The sequence below is a fragment of the Akkermansia sp. GGCC_0220 genome (assembly GCF_017566105.1).
Lineage (GTDB): Bacteria > Verrucomicrobiota > Verrucomicrobiia > Verrucomicrobiales > Akkermansiaceae > Akkermansia > Akkermansia massiliensis.
Genome location: NZ_JABFCI010000017.1, coordinates 1 through 16,981, shown reverse-complemented (window position 1 = coordinate 16,981; position 16,981 = coordinate 1). Strand labels below are relative to the sequence as shown.

Annotated in this window: 17 protein-coding genes and 1 tRNA gene; 12 read left to right on the top strand and 6 right to left on the bottom strand. The window is 58.9% G+C overall.

Going from position 1 to position 16,981, the window contains the following annotated elements:
• Nucleotides 1–80: 80 nt before the first annotated feature.
• Nucleotides 81–1,190: a hypothetical protein gene (locus HJW02_RS11115; protein ID WP_102752990.1), complete on the bottom strand. Its 1,110-nt coding sequence runs from the start codon at nucleotides 1,188–1,190 to the stop codon at nucleotides 81–83.
• Between the two features lie 596 nt (nucleotides 1,191–1,786).
• Nucleotides 1,787–1,861: transfer RNA gene (locus HJW02_RS11110), tRNA-Gly, on the bottom strand.
• A gap of 186 nt (nucleotides 1,862–2,047) precedes the next feature.
• Here HJW02_RS11110 and HJW02_RS14060 point away from each other — a divergent pair.
• From HJW02_RS14060 to HJW02_RS11100, 3 genes are read left to right on the top strand one after another with little or no spacing between them, the layout of a single operon-like run.
• The gene (locus HJW02_RS14060) at nucleotides 2,048–2,176 is read left to right on the top strand and encodes a hypothetical protein (protein ID WP_257228093.1); all 129 of its coding nucleotides are present in this window, start codon (nucleotides 2,048–2,050) and stop codon (nucleotides 2,174–2,176) included.
• Nucleotides 2,177–2,188: 12 nt separating this feature from the next.
• Entirely contained in the window at nucleotides 2,189–2,929 is a 741-nt protein-coding gene (locus tag HJW02_RS11105) for a serine protease (protein ID WP_022397151.1), read from the top strand.
• A gap of 12 nt (nucleotides 2,930–2,941) precedes the next feature.
• Nucleotides 2,942–3,985 (top strand): PDZ domain-containing protein, encoded by a 1,044-nt coding sequence (locus tag HJW02_RS11100; RefSeq protein ID WP_102722891.1) that lies wholly within the window; start codon nucleotides 2,942–2,944, stop codon nucleotides 3,983–3,985.
• Between the two features lie 92 nt (nucleotides 3,986–4,077).
• On the opposite strand, the gene HJW02_RS11095 is transcribed toward HJW02_RS11100, so the two are convergent.
• From HJW02_RS11095 to HJW02_RS11080, 4 genes are read right to left on the bottom strand one after another with little or no spacing between them, the layout of a single operon-like run.
• A complete protein-coding gene (locus HJW02_RS11095) occupies nucleotides 4,078–4,923 on the bottom strand; it encodes a hypothetical protein (protein WP_022397153.1) in 846 nt (281 codons plus the stop codon).
• Nucleotides 4,924–4,958: 35 nt separating this feature from the next.
• Nucleotides 4,959–6,479 carry an SUMF1/EgtB/PvdO family nonheme iron enzyme gene (locus HJW02_RS11090; protein WP_180971138.1) on the bottom strand — a complete coding sequence of 507 codons (1,521 nt, stop codon included), beginning with the start codon at nucleotides 6,477–6,479 and terminating at the stop codon, nucleotides 4,959–4,961.
• A gap of 14 nt (nucleotides 6,480–6,493) precedes the next feature.
• Nucleotides 6,494–7,708, bottom strand: a complete 1,215-nt coding sequence (locus HJW02_RS11085) for a hypothetical protein (RefSeq protein ID WP_102722894.1) — start codon at nucleotides 7,706–7,708, stop codon at nucleotides 6,494–6,496.
• Nucleotides 7,705–8,478 (bottom strand): hypothetical protein, encoded by a 774-nt coding sequence (locus tag HJW02_RS11080; protein WP_146017915.1) that lies wholly within the window; start codon nucleotides 8,476–8,478, stop codon nucleotides 7,705–7,707. Before HJW02_RS11080 ends, HJW02_RS11085 begins: the two co-directional genes overlap by 4 nt.
• Before the next feature lie 359 nt (nucleotides 8,479–8,837).
• Here HJW02_RS11080 and HJW02_RS11075 point away from each other — a divergent pair, with 359 nt between their 5' ends.
• From HJW02_RS11075 to HJW02_RS11035, 9 genes are all read left to right on the top strand, one after another.
• Nucleotides 8,838–9,455, top strand: coding sequence for a hypothetical protein (locus HJW02_RS11075; protein WP_102733284.1), 618 nt, complete (start codon nucleotides 8,838–8,840; stop codon nucleotides 9,453–9,455).
• Entirely contained in the window at nucleotides 9,452–9,784 is a 333-nt protein-coding gene (locus HJW02_RS11070; RefSeq protein WP_022397158.1) for a hypothetical protein, read from the top strand. The genes HJW02_RS11075 and HJW02_RS11070 overlap by 4 nt, the downstream gene beginning before the upstream one ends.
• 43 nt (nucleotides 9,785–9,827) lie before the next feature.
• Nucleotides 9,828–10,121, top strand: coding sequence for an Asp-tRNA(Asn)/Glu-tRNA(Gln) amidotransferase subunit GatC (gene gatC / locus HJW02_RS11065; protein ID WP_022397159.1), 294 nt, complete (start codon nucleotides 9,828–9,830; stop codon nucleotides 10,119–10,121).
• A 55-nt stretch (nucleotides 10,122–10,176) separates the two neighbouring features.
• Entirely contained in the window at nucleotides 10,177–11,589 is a 1,413-nt protein-coding gene (gatA, locus tag HJW02_RS11060; protein WP_102722897.1) for an Asp-tRNA(Asn)/Glu-tRNA(Gln) amidotransferase subunit GatA, read from the top strand.
• A gap of 55 nt (nucleotides 11,590–11,644) precedes the next feature.
• Nucleotides 11,645–12,628, top strand: coding sequence for a MoxR family ATPase (locus HJW02_RS11055; RefSeq protein WP_012420813.1), 984 nt, complete (start codon nucleotides 11,645–11,647; stop codon nucleotides 12,626–12,628).
• 95 nt (nucleotides 12,629–12,723) lie between these two features.
• Entirely contained in the window at nucleotides 12,724–13,614 is an 891-nt protein-coding gene (locus HJW02_RS11050; RefSeq protein ID WP_022397161.1) for a DUF58 domain-containing protein, read from the top strand.
• A 17-nt stretch (nucleotides 13,615–13,631) separates the two neighbouring features.
• Nucleotides 13,632–14,246 (top strand): hypothetical protein, encoded by a 615-nt coding sequence (locus HJW02_RS11045; RefSeq protein WP_022397162.1) that lies wholly within the window; start codon nucleotides 13,632–13,634, stop codon nucleotides 14,244–14,246.
• A gap of 6 nt (nucleotides 14,247–14,252) precedes the next feature.
• Nucleotides 14,253–15,239 (top strand): VWA domain-containing protein, encoded by a 987-nt coding sequence (locus tag HJW02_RS11040; RefSeq protein WP_022397163.1) that lies wholly within the window; start codon nucleotides 14,253–14,255, stop codon nucleotides 15,237–15,239.
• A gap of 18 nt (nucleotides 15,240–15,257) precedes the next feature.
• Nucleotides 15,258–16,981: VWA domain-containing protein (locus HJW02_RS11035; protein ID WP_208050640.1), on the top strand; the 1,724-nt coding region annotated here is incomplete at its 3' end.

The window sequence follows — 16,981 nt, the reverse complement described above, 5'->3', positions numbered from 1 at the left end:
TTGATAAATGGCTCGCATCCTTGCCTTACGTACAAAGATCATTTGTATTTGCACGAAAAAAACAGAAGGCAATATTTATATTATTTATATTCTTTTCGATTTAAAAGACTATCACGCCAAATCATCATACGAGATAAAATATATTCTTGTAATGAAATATACTTACCTCCTTTATTTTTTAAAAATATCTGTCCACGATTAAAGGCTCCACATTCATAATTATAAAAAAAAGAACGAATTTCATTTTTGTTGCATTCTTTGATTTTTTTAATAATAACCAAATAAATAATAGTTATTTCTTCGTCATCCATGCTTTTAAAAAATGAAGAAACAAATTCACACATATTTAATCTTTCAAAAAAAATGAGTGAATCCCTATCCTGCCGAAAAGGAAGTGTAGGCCCATAGCTTCCTATATTATTATATTGTAGTAGATAAAAAGGGACGTCTGCTATCAAAGGATACTCGGCAATAAATTTATCAATATAATTTTCATATTCAGTAATTTGTTCGTCCCCTTTATTGTGATAGTCAATTATATGATCTATATCGGCAATCTTGGATTTAAAAAACAATTTTCCCCCAAGCTGATCGACTTTTTTATTATACATATCAATCATTAAATTATATCGTTCCATTTTGTGCTGTAATCTTTGCATAGACAAATCCTCCGACTTCATAAAGCTATTTATCATATCATTCACACTGGAATATTGACAATAAACAAATTGCAGATAAAAAGCACCAAGCATAGAAACAAAAGCGAGAATAACCCCAAGGGAATTCAGATTTTCTCTATTAGTAAAATTCCTTCCAAAACGAATAATGAAATAAATAATTACAGAAAATATTATATATAAAAAACAAGCAAGAATAATTAAATTTCTTTCATTCATAAATTTCAATGGATACTCTTGACCATTTGGTATAAAATAATAAAAATAACCCTTGAAATAAATTAAAATATATGGGAGGAAAAGTTCAGAAACAACGATAGCTGCAACGATATAAATAAAAAAGAATAGCACGCCCGAAAAAAAGCGTTTCAAACTCTTTTTTTTCACAACAATAGGATGCGCTGTCTTCTGATCAATACATCGTGCCAATTTTTCCGCATAATTACGCGCATCATTAATACTCATATTATTTTTTTGTAAATTATGGGCTATTTTAATACGATATCCAAACATTACAAGCAGGAAATGCATTTATTCCATTCCTGCCAGATATCCTAGACTTGCAGTCTTTTTATCACAAATTCCTAGAATTTTTCGTATACCTTTCCGGAAAAAGGCTTTTCCGAATTTTTAGTTTTGTAGCCGTTTTGGATAGCATCGATGTCGATGGCAACTCGCCAGCGTGCATGGATTTCTTTGTATAGATTATCGTCTGGCATTTATAGATGTAGTCGAGCCAAGTACAGAGAACGCAGGTGTAGATCGTTATCAGGAGAAAAAGAAGTCCACAGAGGATGCATAGTAATACGATGTGTAACATCGACAAAGCACTGCTACCAATTGCGGATAACTTCCATTACGGGAGTCAGACCCCCGTAAAGAGGATTATACCGCTGAGTCCAATGACATTCCTGGTTCTGTGTGACTTTTTCCAACCGACTCGGCACCACCATCTGAGACAAATGGGGCTGGTGATTCAAAGGTTGATCAAGAGAATCCTGCTCTTCGTCAAAATACCTCTCCCACCGATTTTTGGGCTGAGCCAATACGTGCTCTCATTCACAACTCCCTGAAAACAAAAAAAATCCTGAAATCAGGAAGTCAGAAAATGGAGCGGATGATGGGATTCGAACCCACGACATCAACCTTGGCAAGGTTGCGCTCTACCCCTGAGCTACATCCGCTTGGATGGGTCAGCGAACCAGAATTGGCCGCTGGAGGGTTTATACGCGTGCGGCGGAAAAAAGCAATCTTTATTTTGGATTTTTCCCGTCCCGCGGTCCTTCCTTGTCTGCCGAACTGTATCAAAGTGTGGCTTATAAATGAAATTCTCTCGTCAGACGGAGGGACAAATTCTATGCTGTGGCGGCATGAAAGAATTGCTCATTACCCTTATTACGCTGGCAGGCCTGTTCATCGGCATGTATTATCACGATTCCCTGGTGGGAGGCGGACAGGCAGACCAGCAGAAGGCGGAAGCTCCCGCCTCTGAACAGTAGTCCCCGGCAATCATGAACACGGCTTTCCGGAAACCCTGTTTTTCCGCCATTCTCTGCGGAGCGGCCCTGCTGGCTCCTCAGGCGCGGGCGCAGTCCGCCGACAGCGCCGGAATCCTTTCCACCACGCCGCAGTCCGTGGAGGACCTCCAGCGGATTGAACACCAGCTCCAGCAGGTGCTTCCCCGGGTGCTCCCCGCCCTGGTCTGCATTGAAGTGAACAACGGCAGCGGCACCGGCATTCTGGTTTCGGAAAAAGGCCTGATTTTTTCAGCGGCCCATGTCGTTGACAAACAAGGAACCGTGCTCAAGATCATCCTGCCGGACGGCACCCGCCTGCCGGGAAAAACCACGGCGCAGAACAGCGATTCGGACGCCGGAACGGCTGAAATCACGACCAAATTGAACAAGAACCTTCCCCGCGTGGAGAAGGCGGAGAAACTGCCCCGCGTGGGGGACTGGGTGTTCGCGCTTGGGCACGGAGGCGGCCTGGACCAGAAACGCGGCCCGATGGTGCGCCTGGGGAGGGTGGTTTCCCTCAAGCACGGCGTCATTCAGACGGATTGCAAGCTGATCCGCGGGGATTCCGGCGGCCCTCTTTTCAACCTGAACGGGGAATTGATCGGCATTCACAGCCGGGTGGGTTCCGGGCTTGAAGACAATCTCCACGTTCCCATGAAGGATTTCGACGCACTGATGGAATCTCCCGCAGGCGGAAAGGCCCCCCTGCCTCCGTCACCGGAACGGGACGGCTAGCTTTTTCCCTCCATGGTCATGAAACTCTCCTCCTGCGCCTGCCTGCTGCCCCTGGCCTGTTCCCTTCTTCCCTCCGCCCTGGCGGAAGGGTTTAACGGGAGCCTGGATTTTGAACAGCGCATCAACGGAAAAACCGTTCTGAAAACCATTGAGCCCATCCGGGAACGGCTCCAGGATTTGAGCGCGGTTTTCTTTTCCGGCCATGACGTCGTGATTTACGGCATTGTACTGAGTACGGACGGCTACATCGCCACCAAGGCCTCGGAACTCCATTACCACCAGAACCTGGTGGTCCGGATAGGTTCCTCCAAGTACGGCCATTTCAAGGAGATTGGCACGGACCCGGCCACGGACATTGCCGTGGTGAAGGTGGACGCCGCCAGCCTGCCCGCCCCCGGCCCCGTCAGCAATGAGGCCGCCATTGGCATGATGGTGGTCAGCAACGGCTCCACCACTCGCACTTCCAGGCGCCCCCAGCTGGGCACCCTCAGCGCGGCGCGGCGGCCCATCCCGAACGGAGACACGGCCTACATGGGCGTGATGTTCGGCACCCCCTGCTCCATTCAGGAGGTCGTCAAGGACGGTCCCGCCGCCAAGGCGGGAGCCATGGCCGGAGACGAGATTCTGGAGGTGGACGGCACGCCCATCACCACGCTGGAAGCCGTTTCCCCCATCCTGTCCAAGAAGGAGATCGGGGAAAAAGTGACGCTGAAGGTCAGGCGCAAGGGCAAAAAGCTTTCCTACGCCATCACGCTGGGCTCCCGGCGGCAGGCCCTGGGGGAAGACGCTCCCGAGGATTCCAACGACCTGATCAGCGGGGGCTTCAGCAAACGCAGGGATGATTTTCCGATGGTCCTCCAGCATGACACCCCTTCCCGGCATACGCTGATGGGCGGCCCGCTGCTCAACCTGAAAGGGGAGCTCATCGGCATGAACATCGCCAGAGTGAACCGGGCGGAAAATTACGCCCTGCCCATCAGCGTGGTGCAGGAGAGCGTGCAGCGCATCCTGAAAAACGCGCCGCAGCCGGAAAGGAAGCCGCAGGGGGATTCCTGAACCGTCTTCCACTCCTTTCCGGCGCAGGGAACGGCCCGGCGTCCATTTTTCTTGTTTTTCCTCCCGTGCAACAACCGGCAACACCGGGCGGATTACATGCCCGGAACGTCCGCGGCGTCCGGCACCGTCTTGGGCTGCACGGTGGGGTCATAGTGGACGGCTCCCGTCACGCGCACGCTGCCGTCCGGGAGAAAGACCATGGAGGGGGTGCCCATCACTTTTTTGTAGTATTGGAGCTTTTCCATGGTTCCGCGGTAGTTGATGCGGGAATACGCGCCCAGCATGGGCGTGGTGGGGAAGAAGACGTGCACGTTCGCCTTGCCGTCCACCATGCACTGCGGGCGGGTGGTGCCCAGCCAGTCCCCGATGCATACGGCATTGTAGGCCACGCCCGTATCCGGGTCCTTCGTCTGCACGTACAGTTTCTGGATTCCGCGCACGGCAATGGTGCAGATGGAGAAGGTGCACCGCTTGGCGCTGGAGGGAATGGCTACGGTCTGGGACCACATGGGCGTGCCCGTCCGGACGGCGAACAGGGATTTCTGGGAGGCGAACATGTCCTTCTGGTTGGGCATTTTCACGACGGCCTGCACATGGTAGTTCCCCTCACGTGACAGGTCATAGAAGTGCCGCAGGTCAATTTTACGGGAGACGCTCATGCCGGCCGGCACCTTGAGCGGAGGGAACATGGCGAATTTGGACTGGGGGAGTTCCGCGCCCGCGGTGGAGTGCTCCACATGGATGTCCAGCCAGGAGGAATATTCCTGGCTTTTCAGTTCCACGGGCACGCCGGAGTTGTTGGTGATGGTCAGCCTCATGTACATGGCCTCCCCGCTGAGGAAGGTTTTCTTTTCCGGAACTACTTTCACGTAGATCTGGGCCAGGGCCCCGGACGCCCCCATCAGGGCCAGCAGCAGCATTGCAAGGATGTGTTTCATGATATTGGTTTGTCGAGTATGTGTTTTTAAACAGGTCAGCGGACGTCCCGCACGATTCTGAAGCCCAGGTTGTCCCGGCTTTCACCGCGGGAGCGCAGGTATTCCACCCGGTTGGTGATGCCGGGCTGCCTCCAGTCCCCGCCGCAGGCCACCGGGCCCGGCGGCTCCTTCACGCGCGCGGGGTCCTTTTCCATGGAAGAGGTCCATTCCATCACGCCGGAAGCCATGCCGCAAATGCCCGTCTTTAAGTCGTAATCATTGCTGTATCTGTCAATCACCAGGGTCTTGTCTCCCTTTTCACCCGTTTCCAGCATGTTCCCCAGGGCCATCCATTCCCCGCGCGCGGGCAGGCGGTAACGCGGCTCTCCGGGGGCCACGGGCTTCCAGCTCGCGTATGCCCAGGCATCCCAGAAGGTGACGTTGACGACGGGGGAGCGGGGCGTTATTTTCCTGCCCTTCCATTTGCCTCCTGGAGTGGAGGCCGCCTTCCACATGGCTTCCCAGTCCTCGGGGATATGGGTGGCGGTCTGCTTGTCCGGCTGGTCCGGATGGGAGTATTCCTCCCTCAGTTCCGGGGTAAGGCGCGCCCACTGGTCCAGAAACAGGTGGTAGGATTCCAGGGTAATTTCATGAGCCCCCACGATCAGTTCCCCGCCGCCGGGAAGGTTCACGCGGACTTCCGTATGGTCGCTGGCGGAGAAATCCGGATAGTGTTTCGGCGCCGGGGGCGGAGCAGGCGCGGAGGCTTCCTCCCGGGGGAATAAAAGAAAAACGGCAGCCGCGGCTATTCCTGCGCCCAGCAGGCCCGTTCCGGCCCAGAGCATCCATTTTCCGGAGTTTCTGCGGGGTTCCACGGGAACGGTATAGCGGTGCGTGGTGGCGCGAGGGGAAAGCCCCAGCTGTTCGCGGACCGCGGCAATCAGCTCCATGACCTGGTCCCACTGCATCGGCTTGCCGTTCTGGCCCTCCCGCATCCATTCCAGCAGGGTGCGCATGCGGGTGGTTCCGGGCACGTCCGGCGTCACCAGGGGCAGCAGGTCGGCCCCCAGGCGCTTCATCTGCGCACGGGATATTTCTTCATGAAAGTCGCCGGGCATGGCCGTATTCATCAGCCGCACGGCGGATTTGTCATCCAGGAAGATGTGGCGCGGCTCCATGACGTTGAAGGCGGTTTGCAGGCGTTCATACCTGCCGCACATGCCGCCGACCGTTTCAATCACTTTCAGCAGGTCCTTCATGGACAGGGTCTGCCCGCGGTCCAGCATGGACTGGAGGGAGGCCCCCCCCAGTTGCTCGCTGGTGACGAACCAGTACCCCTGGGCCTGGGATGCCTCATAGACGGTTCCCAGCACCGGCGCGCTGACGGCGGCGCGCGTGCGGGCCTTCATCAGAAAATCCTCCACGCCCACGCCTTCCGGGTTGTCCGGCTCCAGCAGCTCCAGGAACACGGAGCGGTCCATGCCCTGCTGGATGGCCTGGTAGAGCATCCCCCCCCGCGTGCGGCCAATGAACGCCACCAGCGTATAGTCGCCGAAGTTGTGGGGGAGGTCGAACATGGACGATTCAGGCATCAGGGAGGCAGCAGGGAGTCATAGGAGTCGGAAACCGGAGACGCCTCCACCGGGGGAAGCAGGCCGCCGTCATAAATTTCAGGCATGCCGGAAGGGGAACTCTGGTTCATCTGCTCCAGCAAAAATAGCACAGGCGGGGAGGCATGGCAATCCATCGGTTCACCCTTGTAGTACAATTTGGCGGTGTAGCCATAGTACTTGAGGCTTCCGTAGGCGATCGTCTCCTCCTCCGTCAGGGGGGGCATATAGTAGGTCACCTCCATGATTTCCTCTCCGTCCGCCCAGTCCGCAGGTTCCGTGACGCACCGCGAGGAGGGTTCCGGAGCGTGCGTTTTTTCCACCTTTTTGCCGTTGACCTTGTCAAAGAACTGGACGATGACGCGCAGGTCCTCCGGCCTGACGTTCAGGCCATCCTTCATCAGGATGGGTACGATCAGCTTGACGCGCTCCCCGGCGGGGCATTCCGGGTCCCGGTATTCCAGAATGGTGCCGAAGGACATATCGCCCCGCAGGTCCGCAGGGCTGGAAAAACCGGCCTGGAGGTGCTGGGCCGCGCGCGCAAAGTATTTCCCCGCCTTTTCCCGCTGGGTGTATACTTTCAGAAAAAATTCCCGGGATTTATCCGCATTCCTCAGCCATTCATAGGTGAGGCCGTAGTAATAAAGCACCACCGGGTTGTCCGGCTCCAGCCTCATGGCCTGCTCCAGCTTCACCACCGCTATTTTAAGGTCTCCGTCAATCTGGGCATACCGCGCCGCCTTGACCAGCTCCGCCACCTCCTCCGTCATGGGAGGCATGGCTTCCGCCGGGTTCTCAGCCGGCAGGAGTGACTGGCCGGAGACGCCTTCCCCTCCCGGGACTGGGGCTGCCACTGCCGCAGGGACCGGGTCGCCCGCCGGATCCGACAAATCGGCGGCCCGGAGCATTTCCTCCACGGAACGGGGTTTTTCAGAAGAACCCGCCGGAACGGCCGCAATGCCTGCCGTATCCGGTTCGTCCCCTTCTTCAACAGCCGCCGGCCCTTCCGGATTTTGCTGCACCGGAACGGGTACGGGCGTTTCCACCACTTTTTCCACCACCACGGTGCGGGCGGTCAGGCTGAAGGAGACGCCCACCATCAGCAGCAGGACGAACGCCAGCGCGCCCAGCGTCCAGCAGGCGATGCCGAACGCGCGGTCACGGGCGTTCTTTTCCGGTGGAAGGGATTCGCTCATACGGCATCCTCGTCATCCTTCCGGGCAGGCGTGCCGCCGGACTCCGGAGCTTCTTCATAGTCAACTACCTCACCCCGGTAAAGGGAAAGAAGGGCCTTCATGAAATCTTCCGCGTTATTGGGGGAATCCTCCTTCCGGAAGCCGCCGTAGGTCAGGCCGTCCAGCCTGATCCGGTCCCCTCCGCATTCCGGGTTCAGCGTCGCAATAGCCAGCCCCTTCATCTTCCATCTGCGCAAGTCCAGCCGGGCGATGTCATCCACGCGGAAGACCCTGCCGGCAGCCGTTACCTGCCCTTCCTTCAGGGCCATTTTCCTGCCGCGCGTCCTCACCAGGAAAAACAGCGCCACCAGGGCCAGCACCATGCAGATGCTTCCGGCCACCCATTGTTCAAAAATCTTGGAGGCGTCATACGGGTGGTCCACCGGCTTGATGGGGTAGCGTTTTTCTCCGGAATAGGATTGCCACGCGGCGCTCCAGCCCTTGCCGGGGGCGGACATCAGCCTGTAATCCGCCAGAACGTCGGGCCACGGCGTCGCGTCCCGGTCCACGCCGGACGGGACCTGGTACCCTTCCGGGAATTCAACCGTGCGCTCCAGAACGGTGCGCTCCCAGTCCTGCGGGGAGGCCCCGTTCCCGCTCACCTCACGGTCAAAGAGGGCTCCCGCGTCCACAAACGCCTTGTGCATGAAAAACTCCAGGTTCTTCTGGGGATACCCGGTGGAAGCATCGTAATAAAAATACACTCCGAACCCCAGGAACATGAGAGCCATGATAACCGCCCTGCCGGTAAACCACATGGTCGGCTTACATTCTACCGTGTCAGACTGCATGTTTCTTACATACCAGCAATTCCATGCCCTTGACCATAAAAAAAGTGCACGGCATCCACCTTTGCGGGAAAGCGGGGCGCCATGCCGCCCGGAGGACAGTCCGGACGCACGGCTCCGGAAGAAAAAAAGCCCCGGCATTCCCCGCCGGAAACATACTTGAAAAATCACTTTTTACCTTCTTCTTGGCTTGATTTATTTTGTGAAAGTTAAATAATAACACGCGCAGGGATTCCCCGGCACGGCCATACCGGCCGGGAATGCTGCAATCCCGCACACCGGCCGCATCATTTTTACCGCGTATGAAACCAAGCAATCCCCAATACCGCCGCATGGATGCCGATCCCGGCTACCATCCCCAGGAAGACGACCAGGTGGATGCCGACATGGAACAGGCCCAGCTCCGACTGGAACAACTGCGGAAGGAAAAGGAGGAGGTGGAAAGCTCCCGCCGCCGCCTGGAGGAAACCCACCTGCGCAAGGCCCGCTTCATGGACCAGCAGAACGAACTGGGCGACCGCATGGTCAACGCCGCGGACCTCATCGGCAGGGAGGTGGAAAGCCTTCGCCAGGAAAGCAATGAGCTGGAGCAGATTCACATGGCCCTGACGCGGAGCCTGAAAATGCTCAGCACCGTGCGCCCGGACGAATGGCCCATTGAAAACACGGACAACCTCATCAACCAGGGCCAGCAGGTCATCGACCGCTGCGAGGAGGAATTCGCGGACGCCGTCCAGCAGTGCGCCCGCATGCAGCACACCAAGGTGCTTACGGGCGTGCGCCGTTCCAGCAAGGTGCGCATCAGCTCCCGTGAATTCATGACCCAGTTCCTCCAGGGCCTTTCCTTCCACCTTCCCCTGCTCCTGATTGCCCTTATCATCCTCTTCTTCATCTGGATTTTCAGCCCCTCCGCATCATGATTAAAAGAAAGACCAAACGCCGTTCCTCCGAACTGGCAGAACTGGACCGCGCCTCACGGGAAATTGAGAACCGCATCCAGGAATTGGAAGCCTCTCTCAAACGTCCGGCCCAGCAAACGCGCATGCGCCTGGACCGCAATACCATGCCCCCGCCGGACCGCGTGCGGGAAGGCACCCAGAACCGCGCCCTGCGCGCCGTGGTGGCCCGCGACGGCCGCGCCACCAACATGAGGCGGGAGCTGCGTGAAAACTTCATGCTGCTGGGCCTGCTGGTCTGCGCCATCGCCGCCTCCTTCTGCTGGATCGTCCGCCTGCTGGAACAGCAATAGGCCTCACCCTCCCTTTCTCTTATATATTACGCACGTTCCCATCATGAGCACGCCCCAAATCGACGTAGCCTACATTGCCAAACTGGCGCGCATCGACCTGACGGAGGAAGAAGCCGCCCTCTTTTCCAAGGACCTGGACAAAGTCCTGGCCTACATCACCAAGCTGGAATCCTACGACGTCACAGGCATCGCCCCCATGAACCATCCCCTGCCCACGATGGACGTAATGCGCAAGGACGTTCCGGAACCCGGCCTTTCCCAGGAGGAAGCCCTTTCCAACGCCCCCCAGCAGTCCCAGGGGCAGTTCCGCACGCCCAAGGTGGTGGAATCCGCCTGACATCCTCCCGGTCCCTCCCTTTTCACGTTTCAACCGTTCTTATCCCTTTCTTTCCATGTCAAGCATTCAAGGCACCCTGGCCCAGTGGCGCGACCGCCTGCGCCGCAAGGAACTTTCCCCCGCCGAACTGGTCAACCTGACGGCGGACGCCATTGAGGCGGACCGGACCACCAACGCCTATATCTCCTTTGACCGCGAGGCCGCCCTCAAGGCCGCGGCCGCGGCCGATACGTCCAGCCCCCTGGCCGGCATCCCCATCGCCGTGAAGGACAACATCAACGTCCTGGGCCAGCCGACACGCTGCGCCTCCCGCCTCCTGGCTCCCTATGCTTCTCCCTATGACGCCACCTCCATCCGCCTGCTGAAGGCGGCGGGCGGCATTCCCCTGGGCCGCACGAACATGGATGAATTCGCCATGGGCGCCAGCGGTGAAAACTCCGCCTACGGCGTCACGCGCAACCCGAACGCTCCGGACCACATCCCCGGCGGTTCTTCCAGCGGCTCCGCCGCCGCCGTCGCGTCCGCTACAGCCATCGCCGCGCTCGGTTCGGATACGGGCGGCTCCATCCGGCAGCCCGCCGGGCACTGTGGCATCGTGGGCCTCAAGCCCACCTACGGGCGCGTTTCCCGCTACGGGCTGGTGGCCTTCGCCTCCTCCCTGGACCAGATAGGCCCCATGACCCGGACGGTGGAAGACGCCGCCATCCTGCTCCAGGCCATCTCCGGGCACGACCCGAAGGATTCCACGTCCGCAGACGAGCCCGTGCCGGACTTTGAGGCCGCGCTGGGCCGTGACGTCAAGGGCCTGAAAGTGGGCATCCCCGCGGAATATTTCACCTCCGGCAACCATCCGGGCATTTCCGAGGCCGTGCAGAACACCGTGAAGCAACTGGAAAGCCTGGGCGCGGAACTGATGGAAATCAGCCTTCCCCACGCGGACGCCGTGGTGGCCGCCTATTATATCATCGCCTGCGCGGAGGCCTCCTCCAACCTCTCCCGGTTTGACGGCGTGCGCTACGGCAAGCGGGCGGAAGACGCCGCCGGCCTGGTGGAACTTTTCTCACGCACCCGTGAAGAAGGCTTCGGACCTGAAGTCAAGCGCCGCATCATCCTGGGAACCTACGTCCTCAGCTCCGGCTACTATGACGCCTACTACTCCCGCGCGCAGAAGGTCCGCTCCCTGGTCGCCAGGGACTTCGCGGAAGCCTTTTCCAGGGCGGACATCATCGTAGGCCCCACCTCTCCCGCCCCCGCCCCCAAAATCGGGGACTCCGCGCTGGACCACCTCCAGACCTACCTGGCGGACATCTACACCATCCCCGCCAACCTAGCCGGGCTGCCCGCCATGTCCATCCCCTGCGGAACCGTGAAGGAAGGCGGCATGGAGCTCCCCGTGGGCTTCCAGATGACGGCCCCCCATTTCCGGGAAGACCTTCTCTTGAAAACCGGATTTGCCCTTGGGAAATAATCGGAATTTTTCAACGCAAGCGCCCGGCAGACTGTCTCACCCGCTATTAAGAATCATGGACACCCGAGAATTCAACGAAATTATCGCCGCGAACTCATCGTGGATTTCTGCTCTCAGAACGGAGGTAGGCAAGGTGGTCATCGGCCAGCAGGCGCTGGTGGACAGGTTGATCCTCAGCCTCCTCTGCAAGGGACACGTCCTGCTGGAAGGCGTGCCCGGCCTCGCCAAGACGCTCTCCGTAAAAGCCATGGCGGGCACGCTGCACGCGCAGTTCGCCCGCATCCAGTTCACGCCGGACCTTCTGCCGGCGGACTTGCTGGGCACCATGATCTATAATCCGGAGGAAAGGCAGTTCACTGCCAAGAAAGGCCCGATCTTCGCCAATCTCATCCTGGCGGACGAAATCAACCGCGCCCCGGCCAAGGTCCAGTCCGCCCTGCTGGAAGCCATGCAGGAACGCCAGGTAACCCTGGGGGAAACCACCTACCGCCTGCCGGACCCCTTCCTGGTGCTTGCCACGCAGAACCCCATTGACCAGGAAGGCACCTACCAGCTTCCGGAAGCCCAGCTTGACCGCTTCCTCTTCAAGGTTCTGGTCACCTACCCCACGCGCGAAGAAGAACTCCAGGTGCTGGACCTCATGGCCAGCTCCGCCAAGCCGCCGGAAACCTCCCCGGTCACCACGCCGGAACAGGTGGCGGCCTCCCGCGACCTGGTGAACCAGATTTACATTGACGACGCCGTGCGCGGCTACATCGTGGACCTGGTGCGCGCCACCCGCTTCCCGGAAACGGTGGACGTGAAACTGCGCGGCCTCATCCGCGCGGGCGCATCCCCGCGCGCCACCATCAACCTGGCCCTGGCGGCCCGCGCCAACGCCTTCATGCACCACCGCTCCTTCGTCACCCCGCAGGACATCAAGGACCTGGCCCATGACATCCTGCGCCACCGCATCCTGCTCTCCTATGAGGCGGAAGCGGAAAACATCTCCACGGACGACGTCATCGACCACATCCTGACGAAGGTTCCCGTGCCGTGACGGCAGGAGGCGGCTCCCCCGTCCGCCCTTATCCTTCAGCCCCCGCGGGGCGCCTCACCGGAACCTGATTGAATTCAAACAGGGAGGATCACTTCATGGATAAAGCCTCAGACATTCTCAAGCGCGTGCGCCGCATTGAACTGCGCGCCAGGCATCTGGCCACGGAAAACTTCGCCGGGCAATACCAGTCCGGCTTCCGCGGCCAGGGGCTGGACTTTGACGACTTCCGGGAATACACGCCGGGAGACGATCCCCGCTTCATTGACTGGAAGGTGACGGCCAGGATGAACTCCCCCTTCGTGCGTCGCTTCCGGGAGGAACGGGAGCAGGCCGTCATTCTGGCGGTGGACGTCAGCGGCTCCATGCACTACGCCTCCTCCGCGGCCCGGGCTTCCAAGCTGGACTATGCGGCGGAAGTGGCCGCGGTGCTCGCCTTCAGCGCGGCCCAGAGCGGGGACAAGTGCGGCCTTCTCATTTACGGGAACAGCCACTCCCATTACATTCCCCCGGCCAAGGGCATCAAGCAGACCCTGCGCATCGTCCGTGAAATCGTAGCCAGTAAAAACGACGGGGCGGATCAAAGCATCGCGGAGGTAGCCCGGCAGCTCGTCCTTTCCCAGAAAAAGGCAGCCATGGTCATCATGCTCAGCGACTTCTGGAGCGAGCACAACAAGGCCGCCCTGGGACAGCTCAACTTCAAGCACGACTTCATCCCCATCCGCATCGCGGACCCGATGGAGCTGCACCTTCCGGACGCCGGGCGCGTCATCCTGAAAGACCCGGAAACCGGCAAAAGCATGTTCCTGAACCTCGCCCGCCAGGACGTCCGGGAAGCCCACGCCAACGTCGTGCACCTGCACCGTGAAAAATGGACGCAGGACTTCCGCCGCCTGGGCATCGATTTCCTGGACCTCCAGACCACGGACAACTTCATGCCGCCCCTCCAGGCCCTCTTCACCAGGAGGTCCCGCAAATTCTCACGCTAAACCCTTCTCCGCCAGCCATGCCAGCACCCGCCACCTTCCAGACTCCCCCCACGGCCATTCCGGAACCGCCGGCCTTCCCCACGCTGATGGAAACGCAGTCCCCGGACGCCTACCTTCAAGCGGGCTTCTGGGATACGTGGGGCATCTGGATCATGCTCGCCTCCATCCTGCTGGCCGTCGCCATAGCCGTCATCGTGCTCATCCGCAGGAAAGGGCGCACCCCCGCCGCGCCGCTCAGCCCGGCGGAAACCGCTATCCGGGACATCACGATGCTCCGGGAAACCCACCCCTCCCTCAGGCAGGCCGCCGTGGAATTCTCCCTGCTCCTCCGGAAATACCTGGTGGGGGAAACCAAAGACCCGGCGCTGTATGAAACCCAGCAGGAATTCAACCGCCGGGCGGACGCGCTCACCGCGCTCCCCTCGGAACTCCAGGGTCCCACGCGCGACCTGCTGGACCGCATGGCCTCCCTGAAATATGAGCCGGACACTCCGGAAAACGACTCCCTGGTCAACGAACTGGCGGACGACACGGTCCAACTCATCAACGACATAGAAGCGGACGCACACCGCACGAAGGAGGAAACGGACCTCGTCGTCAAAAAACCTTCCCCACGCCCCAACCAACGCTAGCACACCATGACGGAACACTTCCAATTCGCACAACCTGAATGGCTCTATGTCCTTCCCTTCATCTTGTGCCTCATTATCCTCCGCCGCAGGCGGGGGGCGGAAGGCTCCATCACCTACCCGACCGTTCGCTTCATCTCCTCCCTGGCGCGCAATCCCCAATCCCTGGCCGGAAAAATAGGGGCCATTTGCTTCGTGCTGGCGGCGGCGGCCCTCGCCATCGCGCTGGCGCGCCCCCAAAAAGTGGAGGATAAAACCTTCCGCACCGTCAACGGCATTGACATCATGATCGCCTTTGACCTCTCCTACTCCATGGAGACGCCGGACATGGTCCTCAACCGCATGCCCATCAACCGCCTGGTGGCCGCCAAGCATGTCATCACCCAATTCGTCGACAGCCGTCCGGACGACCGCATCGGCATCGTGGGCTTTGCCGGGAAAACCAAATCCTTCTGTCCGCTCACGCTGGACCACGCCCTGGTCAACGGCATCATCCGGGACTTCCATCCTCGCATGATCCAGGCGGACGGCACGGCCATCGGCTCCGCCATTGCGGCGGCGGCCACCCGGCTGGACGACCGCAAGGACACCAAATCCAAAATCATCATCCTGGTGACGGACGGCGCCTCCAACTCCGGCCAGATATCCCCGCTGGTGGCGGCGGAAAACGCGGCCAAGCTGGGCATCAAGATTTATACCATCGCCGTGGGCACGGAAGAAGGCACCCTGGCGAACGGAATGGTGGTGCAAAGCGAATTTGACGAACCCACCCTGCGGAAAATAGCCCAGCTCACGGGCGGGGAGCACTTCCGGGCCACGAACATGGCCTCCTTCAACAAGGCGTTCGCCTCCATCGGCAAGCTGGAAAAAAGCGAGGCCAAGGTGCAGACCGTCCGCCACATTGAAGAATACTTCATGTACTTCCTCGTAACGGGCGCCGCGCTGACGCTTCTGGGCCTCTCCCTGCAAGTGCTCAAACCCGCCCCCGCCCCGTAACACCATCCCTTTCCCGCCATGACCTTCCTTTATCCCAACGTTCTGTACGCGCTCATCCTCCCGGCCCTGCTCGCGGCGGCGGCCTGGTGGCTGTGGCGCCGCCGTTCCAGAAAATGGGAAGTGCTCGTCTCCCCGGAATACCGGCAGGAGCTGGTTCACGCTCCGGCCACCTGGCACCGGGTGCTCCCCGTCATCTTTGCCGTGCTGGCTTCCATCTTCACCATCCTCTCCATCGCGCGTCCGGTGGACGGCTACACGGAGGTAAAGGAGATTCCCAAATCGCGCAATATCCTCATCGCCATTGACTGCTCCCGCTCCATGCTCAGCAAGGACGCCTCCCCCACCCGCCTGGGAAGGGCTAAAACCGCCGCCTACGACCTGCTGGACGCCCTGCCGGGGGACAACTTCGGCATCATCATCTTCTCCGGGGACGCCGTCCTGCTCATGCCCCTTACCCATGACCACAACGCGCTGAAGGAAACCATCGAACAGCTTCAATTCGGCTGGGTCTCCCAGGGAGGCACCAATCTGGAAAACGTCGTCCGGCTGGCCCTCCAGACCTTCAAGCGGGACAAGGAGGCGGACGCCAAAAACGCCCTGGTCATCCTCAGCGACGGGGAAGACACCGTCAACATCACTTACAAGACGGCGGAAGCCGCCAGGCAGCACCAGCTCATCATCGTAACGGCGGGCATCGGCACCACCATCGGCACCACCATTCCGGATGAGCAATCCCCCTCCGGCCTGTACCGGGACCGCCGCGGCCAGCATGTCGTCTCCAAGCTCAATCCGGAAAGCCTGCAATACCTGGCCCGGCAGACGGACGGCCAGTATGTGCAGCTCTCCGACGGAGCGGCGCTGAACCGCTTCGTCAGGGACATCGCGGACCGCCTGGACATCACGGAAGGCCGGGAGGAAGTGCGCCGCGTGCCGAACGACCGCTACGTCATCTTTGCCGTTCCGGCCCTCATCTGCCTGCTCCTCACTCTTCTGGCAGGTACCCGCTGGCGCTCCTTCCGCCGTTCCGGACGCCGCGGCATGACCGCCCTGGCCGCCGCAACCCTGCTCTGCGCCGGACTGCTGGGCACGGAAGCGCGCGCGGACACGAGCGCCCTGGACAACGTCACGGACCTGATCCGGACGGGAAAGACAGAGGAAGCCGTCAAGGCCATTGATGAAATGCTCGCCGTTCCGGACCTGGCGGAAGAAACGCGCCAGGCCCTGGAATTCGCCAAAGGCTGCCTGGAACAAAAAGCGGACAACCCCAAGGAAGCCGCGGAAGCATTCTCCCAGGCGCTCCTTTCTCCCAAAGCCTCCCTCCAGGCGGATTCCCACTTCAACCTTGGCAACCTGGAAGCCGCCCAGGCCCGTAAAACCATGATCTTCTCCCGGCCGGAAGGGGAACAACCGCAGGCGCAGCCCTCTTCCATTGATGACCAGATCAAGGAAATTGACGCCCGCCTGGCAAAAATACCCGTGGCGAAAGAACACGTCAAGGAAGCCGTCAAGCGCTTTGACGACGCCCTCTCCGCCTACGGCTCCCATGAAGGAGCGGCCGCCAACAAGGAGGAAATGCTCCGTTATGACAAATCTCTGGACGAATACCGCAAGCAGTTGGAGGAATTAAAGAAGAAATTGGAAGAGGAAAAGAAAAAACAACAAGAGCAGCAGAACAAGGACCAGAACAAGGACCAGAACAAGGACCAGAACAAGGACCAGAACAAGGACCAGAACAAGGACCA